Consider the following 17542-nt stretch of genomic DNA (forward strand, 5'->3'; position numbering starts at 1 on the left):
GCGGGCCTCAGGTCGGCGTGCGCTTGTACAGCGCGAACGACTCCTGCTGCCGGCCGCCGCCGCGGCGGTGATCCCAGATGATGTGCCACTCGGGTGCCAGCTCCGGAGTGTCGATGCGGCGGTTCTCGTAGACGAGCAGCAGGGAGCACGGCGTGGCGTCGTCCTGCACCCGCACCGTGCGGATGCCGGCAAAGTAATCCAGCGAGCTGCGCAAGGCATCGGGCAGGCCAGTGGTGGCGATGCAGTCGACGACTTCGCCGGCAACCGCCTGCTCGAGGGACTTCATCACCCGGCGGTAGCTGCGGTCGTGGTCGAACCACGGCATCAGCAGGCTCACCGCCAGGCACCACAGCATGGTCATGCCCATCGCCCAGTTCGACGGGCTGCGCGACGCCGTGCGCGGCAGCCGCCACACCAGCAGCAGCCAGAGTCCGCTGATCAAGAGGCCGAGCACCAGTTGCGTGGCGCCGCCATGCAGCACGAAATTGGGTGCCACGCGGCTGACATGCCGCGCAAGACCGGGCGGCCAGGCATAGGCCTGTGCCGTCCATGCCAGCCAGATCAGCAGCCCGAACACGCCGAAGGTCATCAGGCCGAACCAGTCGAAGGCGTTCGCCGCGCCGCGCCTCAGCGTGGGCACGCCGCCGGCGGCCAGCAGCGCAAGCCCCGGCAGCAGCGGCAGCGCAGCAACCTGCGCGAGCTCGCCATCGACCAGCAGCCAGGCAAAGGCGATCGCACTGGACAGCAGCGGCAACAGCAGCGGTAGCGCGCCGAGATTGCGGCGTCCCCGCCACAGGGCCCACAGCGCGATTGGCCACAAGGGCCAGGTGAACCAGCTCAGCAGTTCGACCACGCGCACCGCATCCGAAGGACCCAGCGGGCCGGACGAGATGTCGCGCCAGCTCGCATTCAGCCACAAGGCGAATGCTTCAGGCTGCTGCAGCAGGATGGCGAGCGGCCAGAGTGCGCCGGCCCCGAGCGCGATCGACAGGCCCAGCAGCAGGCCGCCGCTGGCGTGCGGGGTGTGGCAGTCGCGGCTGATCGTCATCACCAGCGGAAACAGGGGCAGCGTCAGCAGCGCGCCCTGCAAGCCACCCGCGAGGATGGCCAGCGCGCTGCCCACTCCCGCGGTGATGCTGCCGACGACAGGCTGCTGCGGCACGCGCGCAAGGCCGCGCAGCGTCACTGCGAGCATGGCGACCACCGCAACCAGCGGCTGCGTCTCATGCGCGTGCAGCACGAGGCCCAGCGAGCCCAGCGTCAACATCGCGGCGGGGGTGCGCGCCGGCCGGCCGTACAGGACTTCGGCGGCACGGGCGATGCAATAGACGGCGATAGCGGTAAAGATCGCCGTCGCCAGTCGCGCGCCGTCATGCGGCGCCAGGAAAGGGGAGGTGGCCCAGGCGGTGAGCACAGCCAGCCAGTAATACAGCGGCGGGTAGTCGGCGAAGGGCTCGCCGGCAAGCTGCGGGAAGAGTAGGCCCTCGCCGCGCAGCATCGACCACACCGGGCCGAAATAGCGCGCATCGTCCCCGCGCCAGGGGTCGTGGCCAGTGAGACCGACGATCAGGTAGAGGCCGACCAGCAGGGTGATGCCCAGGGTGCCGTAGATCCGGCGCTGCAGCAGGGAGGTCGGTCGTGAGTCGCTGATCATGCGGGGAGAGGCTTGGTGTTTTCCGGGTTGCGGCGCCCAGGGCAAGGGTCCAGGGGCCAGATTCTAAGGCCTGCGGGGTTTCCAGCCTAACGGGCTGTCGGAGGCTGTCGGCGCAGGGCAACAAAAAAGGCAGCCACGGCTGCCTTTTCGTGAGGGCGCCAGCGGCGCCACTTGCGATGTCGGGCGGATCAGCCCAGGCGCTGGACGTTGCCGTATTTCTGGCGGAAGCGCTCGACGCGGCCGGCGGTGTCGACGATCTTCTGCTTGCCGGTGTAGAACGGGTGGCAGGCGGCGCACACTTCGACGTGCAGGTCGGTCTTGCTGATCGTCGAACGGGTGACGAAGGTGTTGCCGCACGAGCAGGTCACGTTGACTTCGTTGTACTTGGGATGAGTGTCCGCTTTCATGATTCTTTCCTGGCGCAAGCGGGCGGCGGGTGTGACCGCCCTGATTTGAAGAATTCGAGATTATCCGCGCACTGGCGAATCTAGGCAAGCCCGGCAGCCGCTCAACTCGACTACAATCGCGCGCTTTCGGACATGCCCGGCGTGGCGGGCGGGAGTGATCGGGCGTGCATCTGCTGCTGGCACCGATGGAAGGGCTGCTGGACGACGTGCTGCGCGCGGTGATCACGCCTTGCGGCGGCTATGACTACGCCGTCACCGAGTTCGCGCGTGTCTCCGGCACCCTGCTGCCGGAGCGCTTTTTCCGCCGCATCGCGCCGGAACTGGACAACGGCAGCCGCACCGCGGGCGGCACGCCGGTGCGGGTGCAGTTGCTCGGCTCCGATCCGGCCTGCATGGCCGACAACGCGGCGCAGCTCGCGAGGCTGGCGCCCGCGGGCATCGATCTCAACTTCGGCTGTCCGGCGCCGACGGTCAATCGCCACCGCGGCGGCGCGGTGCTGCTCGACGAACCGGAGCTGGTGCATGCGATCGTGCGCGCGGTGTGCCAGGCGACGCCGGCAGAGGTGCCGGTGACGGCGAAGATGCGGCTCGGCGTGCGCGATGCCGGGCGCGCGGTGGAGTGCGCGCAGGCGCTCGCCGACGGCGGTGTGGCGGGCATAGTCATCCATGCGCGCACCAAGCTCGATGGTTATCGCCCGCCGGCGCACTGGCCCTGGGTCGGCCGCGTCGCCGAGGCGGTGAACGTGCCGGTGGTGGCCAATGGCGAGGTCTGGAACGCCCACGACTGGCAGCGTTGTCGCGCCGAATCCGGCGTTGGCGACGTCATGCTCGGCCGCGGTGCAGTGGCCGACCCCTTCCTCGCGCGTCGGCTGCGTGCCGGGCAGTTCGAGGCGCCGGACGCCGAAATGCGCGCCGGCGAATGGGAGGAGCTGCGCGTCATGCTCGGCGATTTCCGCCAGCGCGTGCTGCGCAAGGTGGAGCCGCGCCATGCGCCGGGCCGCATCAAGCAGTGGCTGAACCTGTTGCGGCGCAATTACATTCAGGCCGAGCGCCTGTTCCAGCAGATACGCAGCCTGAAGACGATCGTCGAGATTGATTGCGTGTTCGCCGCCACCGGCATCGCCACCGCAGGAATCCAAGTGGCGACACCGTACGCGCGCCTTCAACCGATGTTGCGGAGGGCAGCATGAGCTACGCGAATTCGCGCATCCCCGACAGCGCGCAGCAGGGCGTGCATGAGAACCTTGCGCGCGTCGTCGTGCGGCACCTCGCCGAGCCGTTCCGCAAGCCATACGCCGATTACAACCGAAGCGCCTTCGAGGCCAGCCTCGCGGGCTGGGACGGCCGTGCGCCGCTGATCCTGGATGCCGGCTGTGGCGTCGGCCACAGCACGATCCAGATCGCGCGCGCGAACCCGGATCACTGGGTGATCGGCGTGGACCAGTCCGAAGACCGCCTGCAGCGGCGCAAGCCTTACCCCGAGGCGCTGCTGCCGAAGAACATGGTCTTCGTGCGCGCTGACCTGGTGGATTACTGGCGCCTGATGCACGACGCCGGCCTGCGCCTGGCGCAGCACTACATCCTGTATCCCAACCCCTGGCCGAAGATCGGCCACCTGGCGCGGCGCTGGCACGCGCACCCGGTCTTCCCCTGGATTCCCCGGCTGGGCGGGCGGCTGGAGTGCCGCAGCAACTGGCTCGTCTATATTGAAGAGATGGCCATGGCGCTGACGCTGGCACTGGGCCGGGAGGTGCCGTGGGAGGCCTTCGAGGCGCCCGCCCCGCTGACGCCCTTCGAACGCAAGTACCGCGATTCCGGGCAGACCTTGTATCGACTCGTGGTGGACCTCTAGACACCGAAATATCGCTTGCCCCGGCGCGGCCGATCGGCCACGCTGCACCCCATTTCCGGAGATCGAACATGAGCGACACCCCCGCCGCGGACAACCCTGCCGACAACCCCCATCTGATGAGCGACGAGGCTTTCGAGGCGCTGGAGGAAATCCTCACTTCCGACGTCGTGCCCGAGGACTGCATGGATCTCGAGATGCTCGACGGCTTCCTCGCCGGCGTGCTGCTGTCGCCGCGCGTCATCGCCGTCGATCGCTGGCTGCCGGGGGTGTGGTCGGCGCACGAGGACGGTGTCAGCTTCGGCTCGGGCAGCGGCGTGCAGCGCGCGATCCGGCTGGTGCTGTCCTACTACAACGAGATGGCGACCACCCTCGGCCTCGACGAGGACGAAGAGGCCTGCTGGGAGCCGTTCTGCTTCGCCATTGCCGACGGCGACACGCTCAAGCTCGGCGACGAGTGGATCGAAGGTTTCGCCCAGGGCCTGGAGCTGTGGCCGCAGGACTGGGAGCAGGGCTTGTCGGAAGACACGATCGAGGCAGTGCAGTCCACGCTGGATGAAGTGCTGGCCCCGTGGCGGCCGGGCGGTGGCGATGAGGATGCCGACGAGAACGCTCCGTCGCTGGCCGACGGCGATGCCGACGACGAGACTCGTCTGGGCTGGCTCGCCGCCGTCGGCGAGGGTGTCAACGACATCTTCGCGCACTGGCGCGATGTCGGACTGCCCGCGCCGCAACCCGTGGCGATCGAGCTGCCGCAGGTGGCGCGCAGCGGCCCGGGCCGTAACGACCCCTGCCCGTGTGGCAGCGGCAAGAAGTACAAGAAGTGCTGCGGCGCGGACAAGTTCTGATGCCTGCGGCGGCGTGAGTCAGCAGGGGCTGCAGGCCGAACGAGCAGAGCGCAGCGCCGATCATCGCGATGGCGTCGTTCAGGCCGGCAGGCCGACCGCAGACAGTACCGCGAGCGGCCCGGCCTCGCGCAATTCCTCGATCTGCTGCGGCGTGCGGGCGAACAGCGAGCCGGCATACGCCAGCGAATTGACCGATACATGCCGCCACTTCTCGCAGCGGCGCGGCACCAGCAGCAGCCAGTCGCGGGTCACCAGCAGGTTGTAGGGCGCCATCGGCTCGCGCTGAGGCGGCAGGTCCGTCGCCTGCCAGGCTGCGGCAAAGGCCTGCTGCAGCATCACGCCGGCCTGATCGGGCTGCGGCCACGCGGCCGTGTCGAGTGCGACGAAGGCGTGCCGCCAGGGGAGTGCCGGATTGGCGATCGGCTTTCCCGGCAGGCTCGCCGGCAGGCCGGCGGCGAGGCCGCCGGGGGCGTCCAGCCGCGGTGGCGATCCGTCGTCCTGCAGGTGCGGGACCCACTGCAGGTGCTTGTGCGGCTGGCTTGCGCCGGCCTCGGTGCCGCCGTTGTAGAAGCCGAGGCCGCCATGGGGGCCGACGACGGCGGCCAGCGCGGTGAAATCCGCCAGCGTCAGCGGGGCCGATTGTGCTTCCCAGGCGCGGGTGACGATCAGCAGGTGATGGTCGATCACCGGGAACTTGTTCAGCACCAGCAGGTGTGCGTCGCCCAGCGCGTCCACCGTCAGGTCCGGCTCGGGCGGCAGGAAGGGGTTGAAGTCGGGGTTGCGCCGGCTCACCGTGGCGACGCGGGCCTGATCCTTCAGCGCCAGCGACGACACCCAGCGCACCGAGAAGCGCAGGCCGCGCTCCTCGAGCGTCGTCTGGTTGGTACGGATCGGCAACAGGGCGCCAGACTCCAGGGCCTTGCGTGTGACGAAGGCGCTGCGTTCGAGGATCGTGCTGCTGGTCGTGCTGGTCATTGGAGCGATGGTCGAAGGACAATGGCAGGATTCTGACACGGGACGCGAGCCGGGCTTGATGGCTGGGTCCGATTCATCCATTCACCACGAGACATATCATGCCCATCACCTTCGCCGTACGCGGCGACCACATCCAGCTCGATCAACTGCTCAAGGCCGCAAATCTCGTCACCTCCGGCGGCGAGGCGCACCTGGCCGTCGAGGCCGGCCAGGTGAAGGTGGACGGCAAGCCGGAGCAACGCAAGCGCGCCAAGCTCCGGCCTGGGCAGAGGGTCAGCTTCGACGGCCAGCAGATCGTGCTGGTGGCTGCCGACGACTGACTGTCCCTCTCACTTCAGCAAGCCTTCGGCGCGCAGCGCGGCCTGCACCGCCGGGCGTTCGCCCACGCGCTGCGAGAAAGCCTGCAGCGCCGGCCACGGCGACATGTCGATCTTCACGAAGCCGGTCCAGCTCAGCACGGTGAAGAGGTAAGCGTCGGCCACGCTGAAGCGCTCGCCCATCAGGAAGGGATGCGTCGTCAGGCGCTGCGCGACGAAGTCGAAGCGCCGCCGGATGTTGTCCAACGCGGCGTTCTTCCACTCGTCGCCGGCGCCGCGGAACATTGGCGTGAACGACTTGTGCAACTCGGTCGCGATCATGTTCAGCCATTCCTGCAGCCGCGCGCGATCCAGCGTGCCCGGCGCAGGCGCGAGGCCGGCCGCAGGGTGCTGGTCCGCGATGTACTGGATGATGGCGGGTCCTTCGGTCAGCAGTTCGCCGTTGTCGAGCTGCAGTGCAGGCACGTAGCCCTTGGGGTTGACCGCCAGGTAGTCGCTGCCGTCCTCCAGCTTCTTGGCCTTGAGGTCGACGCGCACGAGGGTGAAATCGGCGCCCGCCTCACGCAGGACGATGTGCGGCGACAGCGAGCAGGCGCCCGGGCTGTAATAGAGCTTCATGCAAGGGTCTCCTTGGGGTGGTTGCTGCAGTGTCAGGCCCGTGGTCGGACCCGGTGTGTGGAACTTCGTTCGCCATCGGCGTGCCGCTGCGGGTCGGTGGGCATCAGGGCAGATCGGGCGTTGCCGCTGCCTTCCTTGCCCCCGACAGCCGCTCCCAGATCCAGCCGCCCGGCAGGTCCGTGCCGGTGAGCACGTAGTTGAGCGCATGTTCGTTGGCGATGGCAAGCATGAAGCTGTTGCGGCTGCCCCGCTTGCCGACCAGCAGGATCTCGTCGCCCGCACGAAGCGCGGTGTCGGCATCGGGCGCCATGCGGTGGTCGTCGGAATCGCGGTCCAGGTACAGCACTTCGCATTCCAGTCGCTCCGCACGGTCTTCCGGCGAGCGCAGCAGCGCCACCAGCGTGATGTCCTCGCCCCGCATCAGGCGGCGGTAGAGGGCGGGTGCGGTGGCGAGGTTGATGCGCGTGCTCCATACCTCCGGCACTTCCCAGCCGAGGCGGCTCGTCAGGTGCTCGAACAGCCCGGAGCACCAGGCCGGGTCGGTGCGCCGCAGCTCGTTCAGGAAGGGCACGAGCAGCGGGGTGCTGAGGATCGCCAGGCACTCGTGGCCGATGATCTCGCTTGGCACCACGTTGATGTCGGCGTCGTAGGCCTCGAAGAGGGCCCGGTTGGCATACTGGTTCTGGCGCAGGATCACGAACAGTGAAGGGTTGAGCTCGCGCGCCGCCACCGCGATCGACAGGTTGTCGATGTCCGAGCGCGTCGCCGCGATGATGCCCGCGGCCGTCATTACGCCGGCCTGGCGCAGTGCGTCCGGGTTCGTTCCCTCGCCATGCACCCAGCGGTGGTCGAGGTCGTCGGGCAGGTCGCGATCGACGATGGTCACCGGCACGTCCTCGGCGTCCATCGCGCTCACCATCTGCTGCCCGAAGCGGCCGTGCCCGCACAGGATCCAGGCCCCCCGCGGTGGGTTGCGGTAGCGCTCGACGGTGGTGCCCGGCAGGCCGGTGAGCCAGTTGGTAAGCTGCCATGCGGCCGGCGCGTGCAGCGCCAGCGCGAGCATCTCGGCGAACTCCTGGAACGGATTGATGACGTGGCGCGTACCGAACGCGGCCATCGTCGTCGCCGTCTCGATGCCCTGCGCGCGGCACAGCACCGGAATCTTCGGCGCGAGCAGGCGTGCGGCGATCGCCACCGCCAGGTTGCTCGCGTCGTCGTTGGTGAGCGCGATCACGCCCACGCAGTGCGGATGCGTCAGCCCGGCAAACTTGAGGATCTCGGGGTTGCGCGCGTCGGCGTCGATCGCCGGCACGTCGGCCGCATAGCCTTGCAGCTCGATCTCGCCCACCTTCGATTCGTCCAGCTCGATCACCACCGCGCGGTGGCGCAGGCGGTCCAGCGCGTCGCACACGAGGCGTCCGGTCTCACCGTAGCCGCAGACGAGGTAGAAGGGCTCGCGCAGCCGCCGCACCGCGCGCGAGAAGCGCTGGATGGCGAAGGCCTGCTGCAGGTTGCGGTCGGACAGCAGTGAGAACACGCTGCCCAGCGTGTACGCCCAGCCGATCACCGACAGGTAAATGCAGATCGTCACCCACAGCCGCTGCTGGTCGGAGAAGGCGTAGGGAATCTCGCCGAAACCAATCGTGGTGGCGGTGTAGCTGATGAAGTAGAAGGCATGGAAGAAGCTCAGGTACTGAACCTTGCCTTCCGCATCGACGCCTGGCGCCAGAGTGAGGCCCAGCACCGACACTGCCATGATCACGATGAGCAGGATCAGCGGCGCGCGCATGCGCCGCAGGATCAGGAAGAAGATGCTCTGGTGCCGCGGCAGCGGATTCATCGTCGTCACGCCTGGGCGCCGGTCGCCGGGCTGCGCATGCGCGCCTTCAGCGGCGCTGCATGATGGTTTCAGAAATGAGGATGATCACCGACACCACGTTGGCGAACAGCGCGCCGCCCGACATCGACACGATGCGCGCGACCATCTCGGGGGTGACGCCGTCGGGCGACACGTGGGCGGCGTAACCCCAGATCATGGCCGCGGCGAAGAGCTGCAGGTCGGCGACGAGGCTGGTCGATAGATGCACCGCGCCAATCTGTGTGCGGTCGCCGAACTTGAGCACCGTCGCCACCAGGCTGACGACCAGCGCCGCGAACAGTTCATAGATGTCGTGGTGCGTCGGGTTGTCGAGTTCGCCGACGAAGAAGCCGAAGTTGAGCGTCGCGGCCAGCACGATGAAGAAACCGAAGACGACCTTCTCGAGGTTCATGATTGTTCTCGTCCCGCAGGGTGTCCGATCCGATGCGTGGTGCGTAACGGATTATAGGCGCGCACGACGGCCGCGGTGCTGAGCGGCGTCAATCTTGGATGTCGCCGTCGACGTAGTACCAGCGGCCATCCTCGCGCACGAAGCGGCTCGTCTCATGCAGCCGCTGCGCCCGTCCGCCGACCCGGAAGCGGGCGACGAATTCGACTTCGGCGTGATCTTCATCCACCTGCCGGTGCGCACGAATCGCGAGGCCGATCCATTTAGGCCGCGGCTGCGCGTCCAGATCGAGCGTCGCCGGGCGGCTGCGGGCGTGCCAGGTGGCGAGCAGGTAGGCGGCATCGGCGAGGCTGTACGCGACGTAGCGCGAGCGCATCAGCGACTCGGCATTGGGCGCAGGACGCTGTCCGCTGAGCGCGGGTGCGCAGCAGACGGCGAAGGGGCGGCCGGAACCGCAGGGGCAGGGAACAGCCTTCATGCGAATCGGCCTCCAAAGGAAACGCCGGGCCGCCCCAGGATTGCTCTGGTCCCCTCGAGGGGTGAAACCGCCGAAGACGTTTCCTGGGGGCGTTCACAGGCCGCGCCGCCGGCATGGTGCCTGCGCACACAGCCGGCGGCAACACCAAGGGCAGCGACCGGGACTGTCGGCCCGGCCGGCCCAGCGCGCTCACCGGGCGAGGATCTCGCGCAGCACGTAGCTGAGGATGCCGCCGTGGCGGTAGTACTCGATCTCGATCGGGGTATCGATGCGGCACAGCAAGGGCACGGTCTGACTGGCGCCGTCGGCGCGCCGGATGCGCAGCATGAGGTCTTGCTGAGGCTTCAGCCCGGCTGCGATGCCGTCGAGATCGAACTGCTCGCCGCCGGTCAGGCCCAGTTCCTGCCAGCCGTCGCCGGTCTTGAACTGCAGCGGCAATACCCCCATGCCGACCAGGTTGGAGCGGTGGATGCGCTCGAAGCTCTTCGCGATCACCGCCTTGACCCCCAGCAGCGCGGTGCCTTTCGCCGCCCAGTCGCGCGACGAGCCGGTGCCGTATTCCTCGCCGGCGAACACCAGCGTCGGTGTACCGCGCGCCATGTGGGCGGTGGCGGCCTCGAACACCGAGGTCTGCACGCCGTCGAGCAGCGTGTAGCCACCTTCCACCCGGCTGCCGTCGGGATTGGGCGGCAGCATCAGGTTCTTCAGCCGCACGTTGGCGAAGGTGCCGCGCACCATCACGTCGTGGTGGCCGCGGCGCGAGCCGTAGGAGTTGAAATCCTGGCGCGCGATGCCGCGCTCGCTCAGCCAGCGGCCGGCCGGCGTGGTCTCGCGGAAGGAGCCGGCCGGCGAGATGTGGTCGGTGGTCACCGAGTCGCCGAGCAGCAGCAGCGCCCTCGCGCCGCGGATGTCGGCAACGTCGCCGGGTTGCATCGTGAAGCCGTCGAAGAAGGGCGGACGGGCGATGTAGGTGGATTCCGGCCAGTCGTACACCTGGCCTGCGGGCGCGGGAATCGCATTCCACAGGTCATGGTCGCGGGTGAAGTCGGCGTACAGCCGGCGGTAGGTCGCCGGGTCGGTGGCAAACGGCATCACTGCGGCGATCTCGTCGGACGCGGGCCACAGCTCGCGCAAAAACACCGGGCGGCCATCGGCGCCCGTGCCGAGCGGCTCGCTCGTGAGGTCGATGCTGGCGCGGCCGGCGAGCGCGAAGGCCACCACCAGCGGCGGCGAGGCCAGGAAGTTGGCGCGGATGTTGGGGTGGATGCGGGCCTCGAAGTTGCGGTTGCCCGACAGTACTGCGGCCACCACCAGGTCGTGGTCCACGATTGTCGCGTTGAATTCGGGCGCAAGGTCGCCGGCGTTGCCGATGCAGGTGGTGCAGCCGTAGCCGGCGAGCGCGAAGCCGAGCTTCGCCAGCGGCTCGAGCAGGCCGGCCTTCTGCAGGTAGTCGGTCACCACCCGCGAGCCCGGGGCAAGCGAGGTCTTGATGTGCGGGGCCACCGTCAGGCCGCGCTCGACCGCCTTCTTCGCCAGCAGGCCGGCGGCGATCAGCACTGCCGGGTTGCTGGTGTTGGTGCATGAGGTGATGGCGGCGATCAGCACGTCGCCGTGGCCGAGCTCGACGCCCTCGCGGCCGCTGGCGTAGCGGTCGTTGAGCTGCCCGGCCGGGCGGCCGAAACCGTTCTCGGCGACCGGGGTGGAGAACTGGCGCTCGAACTCGCTGCGCATCGCCGGCAGTGCGATGCGGTCCTGCGGCCGCTTCGGGCCGGCCAGCGACGGCACGATGGTGGCGAGGTCCAGCGTCAGCGTGCGGCTGTAGTCGATGTCGCCGGCGCGCGGCACGCCGAACAGCTCCTGAGCGCGGAAGTAGGCCTCGAGCAGCGCGCATTCCTCGTCGCTGCGGCCGGTGTCGCGCATGTAGGCGACGGTCTTCTCGTCCACCGGAAAGAACCCCATCGTCGCGCCATACTCAGGTGCCATGTTGGCGATGGTGGCGCGGTCGGTCACCGACAGGCTGGCGGCGCCTTCGCCGAAGAACTCGACGAAGGCGCCCACCACCTTGGCCTTGCGCAGCATTTCGGTGACGGTCAGCACCAGGTCGGTGGCGGTGGCGCCTTCCGGCAGTTTGCCTTGCAGCTCGACGCCGACCACGTCCGGCGTCAGGAAATACACCGGCTGGCCGAGCATGCCGGCCTCGGCCTCGATGCCGCCGACGCCCCAGCCGACCACGCCGACGCCGTTGATCATCGTCGTGTGCGAATCGGTGCCGACCAGGGTGTCGGGGTAGTACAGCTCGCCGTCGTGGCGCACGCCGCGGAAAAGGTATTCCAGGTTCACCTGGTGCACGATGCCGATGCCCGGCGGCACCACGCGGAAGGAGTCGAAGGCCTGCATGCCCCACTTCATGAACTGGTAGCGCTCGCGGTTGCGCTCGAACTCGAGCTCCATGTTCTGCCGCAGCGCGAGCGGCGTGCCGTAGTGGTCGACCTGCACGGAATGGTCGACGACGAGGTCGACCGGCACCAGCGGCTCGATCAGCTTCGCGTCGCGCCCCTGTTCCACCGCCACGTTGCGCATCGCGGCGAGGTCGGCGAGCAGCGGCACGCCGGTGAAGTCCTGCAGCACGACGCGGGCGACGACGAAGGGGATCTCGGCGCTGCGCGGGGCATTCGGTTGCCAGCCGGCAAGGTCGCGTACGTGGGTTTCGGTCACCTTGCGGCCGTCGCAGTGGCGCAGCACCGCTTCGAGCACGATGCGGATCGACACCGGCAGGCGGGAAATGGTCCCCAGCCCGGCAGCCTCCAGCGCCTGCAGCGAGTAATAGCGGCCACCGTGGCCGTCGGCGGTGGTGAAGGTTTGCAGGCTATCGAACAGGTTGTGCGGCATCGTGGGCCTCCTTGTCGCGAGTTTTTCGGGGACGGACCTACATGCGACTGATCGGCGGGGGCGATGTTCCCGATGGCATGGCCGGCGAGTACCGGCGTCCGTCGCGGGGAGTAGAATGCGGCACTGTCGAATGCGACAGTTTCCGGTTTCGTTCCGGACTTTTGTGCTGCACTGCACCGCAAGTCTTATAAAAGACATATAATCTGTTCCGTCCCGTTCGGGCGATCCCCGTTCGGAGCCCTGATCACCGCCACGAAAAGTGAGGAAGTCGCCGTGCTTGAAGCCTACCGTGCCCATGTCGCCGAACGTGCCGCCCTCGGAATCCCGCCGCTGCCCCTTTCGAAGCAGCAGGCCGCCGAACTGGTCGCACTGCTGAAGAATCCCCCCGCCGGCGAGGAGGCCTTCCTCGTCGAACTGCTCACCTACCGCGTGCCGGCCGGCGTTGACGACGCCGCCAAGGTCAAGGCCGAGTTCCTCGCCAAGGTCGCCAAGGGCGAGGAAACCTGTGCCCTGGTGTCGCGCGCCAAGGCGACCGAACTGCTCGGCACCATGCTGGGCGGCTTCAACATCAAGCCGATGATCGACCTGCTGGGCGATGCGGAAGTGGGCGCGGTCGCGGCCGAGGGCCTGAAGAAGACCCTTCTGATGTTCGACTACTTCCACGACGTCAAGGAGCTGGCCGCCGCCGGCAACGGCAACGCCAAAGCCGTCATGCAGTCGTGGGCCGATGCGGAGTGGTTCACCAGCCGCCCGGAAGTCCCCGCCTCGCAGAAGCTCACCGTCTTCAAGGTCACCGGTGAAACCAACACCGACGACCTGTCGCCGGCGCCGGACGCCTGGTCGCGCCCCGACATCCCGCTGCACGCGCTGGCCATGCTCAAGAACCCGCGTCCGGGCATCACCCCGGAAGAAGCGGGCGTGCGTGGCCCGGTCAAGTTCCTCGAAGAGCTGCGTGCCAAGGGCAACCTCGTCGCCTACGTCGGTGACGTGGTCGGCACCGGTTCCTCGCGCAAGTCCGCCACCAACTCGGTGCTGTGGTTCACCGGCGAGGACATCCCCTTCGTCCCGAACAAGCGCTTCGGCGGCGTGTGCCTGGGCTCCAAGATCGCCCCGATCTTCTTCAATACCATGGAAGACGCCGGCGCGCTGCCGATCGAGATCGACGCCGGCCAGATGGACATGGGCGACGAGATCGAGCTCAAGGTCGATGCCCAGACCGGCAAGGTCACCGCGCTCAAGAACGGCGCCGTGATCGCCGAATCGCAGTTGAAGACCCTGGTGATTCTCGACGAAGTGCGCGCCGGTGGCCGCATCCCGCTGATCATCGGTCGTGGCCTCACTGCCAAGGCGCGCGAAGCGCTGGGCCTGCCGCCCTCGACCCTGTTCCGCCTGCCGCAGGCCCCCGCCGACACAGGCAAGGGATTCTCGCTGGCGCAGAAGATGGTCGGCCGCGCCTGCGGCCTGCCCCTCATTGGCGGCAATCAGCAGGGCATCCGCCCGGGCACCTACTGCGAACCCAGGATGACCACCGTCGGCTCGCAGGACACCACCGGCCCGATGACCCGCGACGAACTGAAGGACCTCGCCTGCCTCGGCTTCTCCGCCGACCTGGTGATGCAGTCCTTCTGCCACACCGCCGCCTACCCGAAGCTGGTCGACGTCAAGATGCACCGCGAGCTGCCGAGCTTCATCAGCACCCGCGGCGGCGTCGCGCTGCGTCCGGGCGACGGCGTGATCCACTCCTGGCTCAACCGCCTGCTGCTGCCGGACACCGTCGGCACCGGCGGCGACAGCCACACCCGCTTCCCGATCGGCATCTCCTTCCCGGCCGGCTCCGGCCTCGTCGCCTTCGCCGCGGCGACCGGCGTGATGCCGCTCGACATGCCGGAATCGGTGCTGGTGCGCTTCAAGGGCACGATGCAGCCGGGCGTCACCCTGCGTGACCTGGTCAACGCCATCCCGCTGTACGCCATCCGCCAGGGTCTGCTGACCGTCGAGAAGAAGGGCAAGAAGAACATCTTCTCCGGCCGCATCCTCGAGATCGAAGGCCTGCCGGATCTGAAGGTCGAACAAGCCTTCGAGCTCACCGACGCCTCGGCCGAGCGCTCCGCCGCAGGCTGCACGGTCCACCTCAACAAGGAACCGATCGTCGAGTACATGAACTCGAACATCACCCTGATGAAGTGGATGATCGCCAACGGCTACCAGGACGCCCGCACCCTCAAGCGCCGCATCAAGGCCATGGAAGACTGGATCGCCAACGGCACGCTGCTGAAGGGCGACGCCGACGCCGAATACGCCGCCGTGATCGAGATCGACCTGGCCGACGTCAAGGAGCCCATCGTCGCCTGCCCGAACGACCCGGACGACGTCAAGCTGCTGTCCGAAGTCGCCGGCGACAAGATCGACGAAGTCTTCATCGGCTCGTGCATGACCAACATCGGCCACTTCCGCGCCGCGGGCAAGGTGCTGGACGGCAAGTCCGACATCCCGACCCGCCTGTGGATCGCCCCGCCCACCAAGATGGACGCGATGATCCTCAACGAGGAAGGCTACTACGGCGTGCTCGGCAAGTCCGGCGCCCGCATGGAGATGCCGGGATGCTCGCTGTGCATGGGCAACCAGGCGCAGATCCGCAAGGGCAGCACCGCGATGTCGACCTCGACGCGCAACTTCCCGAACCGCCTCGGCATCGACACCCGCGTCTATCTGGGTTCGGCCGAGCTGGCCGCGGTGTGCGCGCTGATGGGCAAGATCCCGTCGGTCGCCGAGTACATGGCGCAGGTCGAAGTGGTCAACAAGAAGGCCGCCGACATCTACCGCTACATGAACTTCGACCAGATCGAGGAATTCCGCTCGGTCGCGGATACGGTGGAAGTTTGAGTCGGTAGGTAGCTGGAAGGCTGGGACGACCGGGAGGCCGTCCTGGTCGAGAGGCCCCTCGTCAGCGATGGCGGGGGGTTTTGCTTTTGTGGGCGCCGGCTCGTGCAGCAGCCTCACGCCGCCCCAAGCACCGATGCCCCTGTGGGAGCGGCCGAAGCCGCGAGCATTTCCCGGCAGCCCATATCCGGCTGCGTTCCCCGGCCATCATGGGCAGAGACCAAGCCTCATATCGCGAACATCGCGACTTTGCCGGCCTATACTCAGCAGGGTACCCACTCATGACTACCCAAGCCGGAGAGTCGTAGATGGCTGGTTCGCGCAAACCCGGGCAGGTCGGGTGTTCAGATGAGCCACGAGACCTGGATGACGGAACCATGGTGCGCGAGCTGTCTCCCCAGCCAGGCCCGATGGGCATGGATTACGGCTACACGTGTGCCAGTTCTCGTCCTTCCTCGCTGACGCAACAGGTGTTGCTCAGCCCGGTGTTCCGGGAAACCGTCCAGATCACCGATGACATGACGGCGCCAATGGCCTGGGACTCCTATTGGCGGACGGCCTACGATCGAGCCGATCGGGTGCTGCAGGCACAGGCCGACAAACTGCTCAAGCGCGGCAACATCACCAGGCTGGAATTCGACGAACTGGTGAAGGCGCGCAATACGCTGGTTCGAGAGTTCCGCGAGCCGTTGAGCCCTTTCGGCAAGCAGTACTCGGAGATCCTGAAGCCGATCACCAGACTGCCGCAGCCCAGTGAATTGCTCAACAAGAAGGGTAGCGTCGAGGCCGTGCTGGAAAGCGTGGGCAAGACCCGCACTACCGTCAATCGCTTGAGCATGGCGTTCCGCGTCGCGGGACCCGCGCTGCTCGTGCTGGACATCACGGTCACCACCCTCGTCGTGATGAAGGCCCCTCCTGAACAGCGTGGCCGCGTGTCCGCGACCGAATACACGGGCCTGGGCTTCGGCCTCGCGGGCGGCGTCGGAGGCGCTTGGGCGGGCTGTGTCACCCTGGCGGCCCTGGGGTCGCCGAGTCTGGTCCTGCCGATTGTCGGTGAGGTCACCGAGGGAGCATTGTGTGCCGTCGGTGGCATTCTGGGCGGACTCGGCGTTGGCTGGGTCGGCCGCGAGACGGGTAAGGTGGCCGGGGAAGCGGTCTACGATTTCGTAACGACATTCAGATGGGAATGATCACGCGCTATTTCGAGCGATTGGGCGCTATGGTTCGGAGAAGGCGGGCCGTGTCCCCCGCTGTTTCGGCCGACGCCGAAGGCTTGCGAATCGGCGGCGAACGGATTGCCTGGCGTGACGTGCGTCGTCTGGACGCCATCAAGCGCGATATCTACGTTGGAGATTTTCTTTGTCTGCTGATCCTTGCCGATGGCGGTCGAGCGTTCGAGATCAACGAGGACTCGCCCGGCTGGAAGGAGACCGGCGACGCGATAGAGCGATTCCTCCCAGGCTCGCTACCGCACGCCGAGTGGACTTTGCGGCTGATTGCCGCCAACCCGGGTGAATCGGTAGCGATTTATCCTGTGACGAGTTCCGGGTACGTCGGGCAAGGGCTGTGACGTTGACGGACATTTCACACATCGTGCGGACTAACGAATAGCCCGGCCAGAACCGGCGACAGCACGAAATCGAATTGAGCCGAGAGAGACGCGACCGGGTCGTCCACCGGAACGAAGTCTGCGAGCAGTAGCGGGCGCAGCGCTTCGGGGACGTGCATGAACAGTCCGTCGCGCTGGTTGAGGGGTTCGCCGGCGACGTAGATCTGGGTGACGAAGGGACGGGCGCCTTCCTGAAAGACCGCGGCATGGATGTGCGGCGTGCGGCCGGGGTAGGGAACCGGGCGGATGGTGCGGAAACGGTAGCGCCCGTCGGCGTCGGTGATGGTGTGCCCGAAACCCTGGAAGTTCGGATCTTCCTCGACATCGCTGCGGTCCCGCGGATGCCGGTAACGTCCGTTGGCATCGCACTGCCAGATCTCCACGCGCAGCCCGGCCAGCGGTCGGCCATCGAAGTTCAGCACGCGCCCCGTCAGGTCGGCGATCCGCCCGTTCGCACGACCGCTGCGGCCTGCGACCCGAGTGAGGTCATTGTCCTGGTGCAGCGGTGGCGTGACCGGATAGAAGGGACCCGCGGTCTGGCTCGGTGTCAGTGCGCGCTGCGCCGCGGCGAGCGGAACTGCCAACAGCATGGCACTGCTGCCCAGGACAAGCCGGCGGCGCAGTCTGGATTGCGGGGGCATGATCGCGAGCCTTGTCGGGTACATGAGCGAAAGACTGCCGTGGTGCCATTCGGTTCCGCGGACAGAGATCATCGTCGCTGCAGACATTCGGCCCACGACAGGGAACTATC

16 protein-coding genes are annotated in these 17542 nt (G+C 67.6%); 7 read left to right on the plus strand and 9 right to left on the minus strand.

The window, feature by feature from the left end:
• Positions 1–7 precede the first annotated feature (7 nt).
• Positions 8–1654, minus strand: a complete 1647-nt coding sequence (locus tag GH664_RS10200; RefSeq protein ID WP_153167967.1) for a glycosyltransferase family 39 protein — start codon at positions 1652–1654, stop codon at positions 8–10.
• A gap of 188 nt (positions 1655–1842) precedes the next feature.
• Positions 1843–2061: a 50S ribosomal protein L31 gene (rpmE, locus tag GH664_RS10205; RefSeq protein WP_153167968.1), complete on the minus strand. Its 219-nt coding sequence runs from the start codon at positions 2059–2061 to the stop codon at positions 1843–1845.
• 164 nt (positions 2062–2225) lie between these two features.
• Here rpmE and GH664_RS10210 point away from each other — a divergent pair, with 164 nt between their 5' ends.
• The 3 genes from GH664_RS10210 (at position 2226) to GH664_RS10220 (ending at position 4758) form a co-directional block, all read left to right on the plus strand.
• Positions 2226–3251, plus strand: a complete 1026-nt coding sequence (locus GH664_RS10210) for a tRNA-dihydrouridine synthase (protein ID WP_228111460.1) — start codon at positions 2226–2228, stop codon at positions 3249–3251.
• Positions 3248–3913, plus strand: coding sequence for a tRNA (guanosine(46)-N(7))-methyltransferase TrmB (locus GH664_RS10215; RefSeq protein WP_153167969.1), 666 nt, complete (start codon positions 3248–3250; stop codon positions 3911–3913). The genes GH664_RS10210 and GH664_RS10215 overlap by 4 nt, the downstream gene beginning before the upstream one ends.
• A 68-nt stretch (positions 3914–3981) precedes the next feature.
• Positions 3982–4758 carry a YecA family protein gene (locus tag GH664_RS10220; protein ID WP_153167970.1) on the plus strand — a complete coding sequence of 259 codons (777 nt, stop codon included), beginning with the start codon at positions 3982–3984 and terminating at the stop codon, positions 4756–4758.
• Between the two features lie 78 nt (positions 4759–4836).
• On the opposite strand, the gene GH664_RS10225 is transcribed toward GH664_RS10220, so the two are convergent.
• Positions 4837–5733 (minus strand): DUF4922 domain-containing protein, encoded by an 897-nt coding sequence (locus GH664_RS10225; protein WP_153167971.1) that lies wholly within the window; start codon positions 5731–5733, stop codon positions 4837–4839.
• A 98-nt stretch (positions 5734–5831) separates the two neighbouring features.
• On the opposite strand from GH664_RS10225, the gene GH664_RS10230 reads away from it, so the two are divergent.
• Positions 5832–6053 carry an RNA-binding S4 domain-containing protein gene (locus GH664_RS10230; protein ID WP_153167972.1) on the plus strand — a complete coding sequence of 74 codons (222 nt, stop codon included), beginning with the start codon at positions 5832–5834 and terminating at the stop codon, positions 6051–6053.
• Between the two features lie 9 nt (positions 6054–6062).
• Here the strand turns inward: GH664_RS10230 and gstA are convergent, their stop codons facing one another.
• From gstA to acnA, 5 genes are all read right to left on the minus strand, one after another.
• Complete coding sequence (gstA, locus tag GH664_RS10235; protein WP_153167973.1) at positions 6063–6668, minus strand: glutathione transferase GstA; 606 nt, start codon at positions 6666–6668, stop codon at positions 6063–6065.
• A gap of 103 nt (positions 6669–6771) precedes the next feature.
• Positions 6772–8508, minus strand: coding sequence for a TrkA family potassium uptake protein (locus GH664_RS10240; protein ID WP_153167974.1), 1737 nt, complete (start codon positions 8506–8508; stop codon positions 6772–6774).
• Between the two features lie 46 nt (positions 8509–8554).
• Positions 8555–8938, minus strand: a complete 384-nt coding sequence (locus GH664_RS10245; RefSeq protein WP_153167975.1) for a DUF6394 family protein — start codon at positions 8936–8938, stop codon at positions 8555–8557.
• 88 nt (positions 8939–9026) lie between these two features.
• Positions 9027–9413: a YchJ family protein gene (locus GH664_RS10250; RefSeq protein ID WP_153167976.1), complete on the minus strand. Its 387-nt coding sequence runs from the start codon at positions 9411–9413 to the stop codon at positions 9027–9029.
• 189 nt (positions 9414–9602) lie between these two features.
• The gene (gene acnA / locus GH664_RS10255) at positions 9603–12302 is read right to left on the minus strand and encodes an aconitate hydratase AcnA (RefSeq protein ID WP_153167977.1); all 2700 of its coding nucleotides are present in this window, start codon (positions 12300–12302) and stop codon (positions 9603–9605) included.
• A 273-nt stretch (positions 12303–12575) separates the two neighbouring features.
• Here acnA and acnB point away from each other — a divergent pair, with 273 nt between their 5' ends.
• The 3 genes from acnB to GH664_RS10270 all read left to right on the plus strand — a co-directional run bounded on the left by acnB (position 12576) and on the right by GH664_RS10270 (position 16752).
• Positions 12576–15185, plus strand: a complete 2610-nt coding sequence (acnB, locus tag GH664_RS10260) for a bifunctional aconitate hydratase 2/2-methylisocitrate dehydratase (RefSeq protein ID WP_153167978.1) — start codon at positions 12576–12578, stop codon at positions 15183–15185.
• Between the two features lie 305 nt (positions 15186–15490).
• Complete coding sequence (locus tag GH664_RS10265) at positions 15491–16372, plus strand: hypothetical protein (RefSeq protein WP_153167979.1); 882 nt, start codon at positions 15491–15493, stop codon at positions 16370–16372.
• A gap of 50 nt (positions 16373–16422) precedes the next feature.
• On the plus strand, positions 16423–16752 hold the full coding sequence (locus GH664_RS10270; RefSeq protein WP_153167980.1) for a hypothetical protein: 330 nt from the start codon (positions 16423–16425) through the stop codon (positions 16750–16752).
• A gap of 14 nt (positions 16753–16766) precedes the next feature.
• Here the strand turns inward: GH664_RS10270 and GH664_RS10275 are convergent, their stop codons facing one another.
• Positions 16767–17381: a protocatechuate 3,4-dioxygenase gene (locus GH664_RS10275; RefSeq protein WP_228111461.1), complete on the minus strand. Its 615-nt coding sequence runs from the start codon at positions 17379–17381 to the stop codon at positions 16767–16769.
• Positions 17382–17542: the final 161 nt, after the last annotated feature.

It is taken from the genome of Thauera sp. 2A1 (assembly GCF_009469595.2).
Classification (GTDB): Bacteria; Pseudomonadota; Gammaproteobacteria; order Burkholderiales; family Rhodocyclaceae; genus Thauera.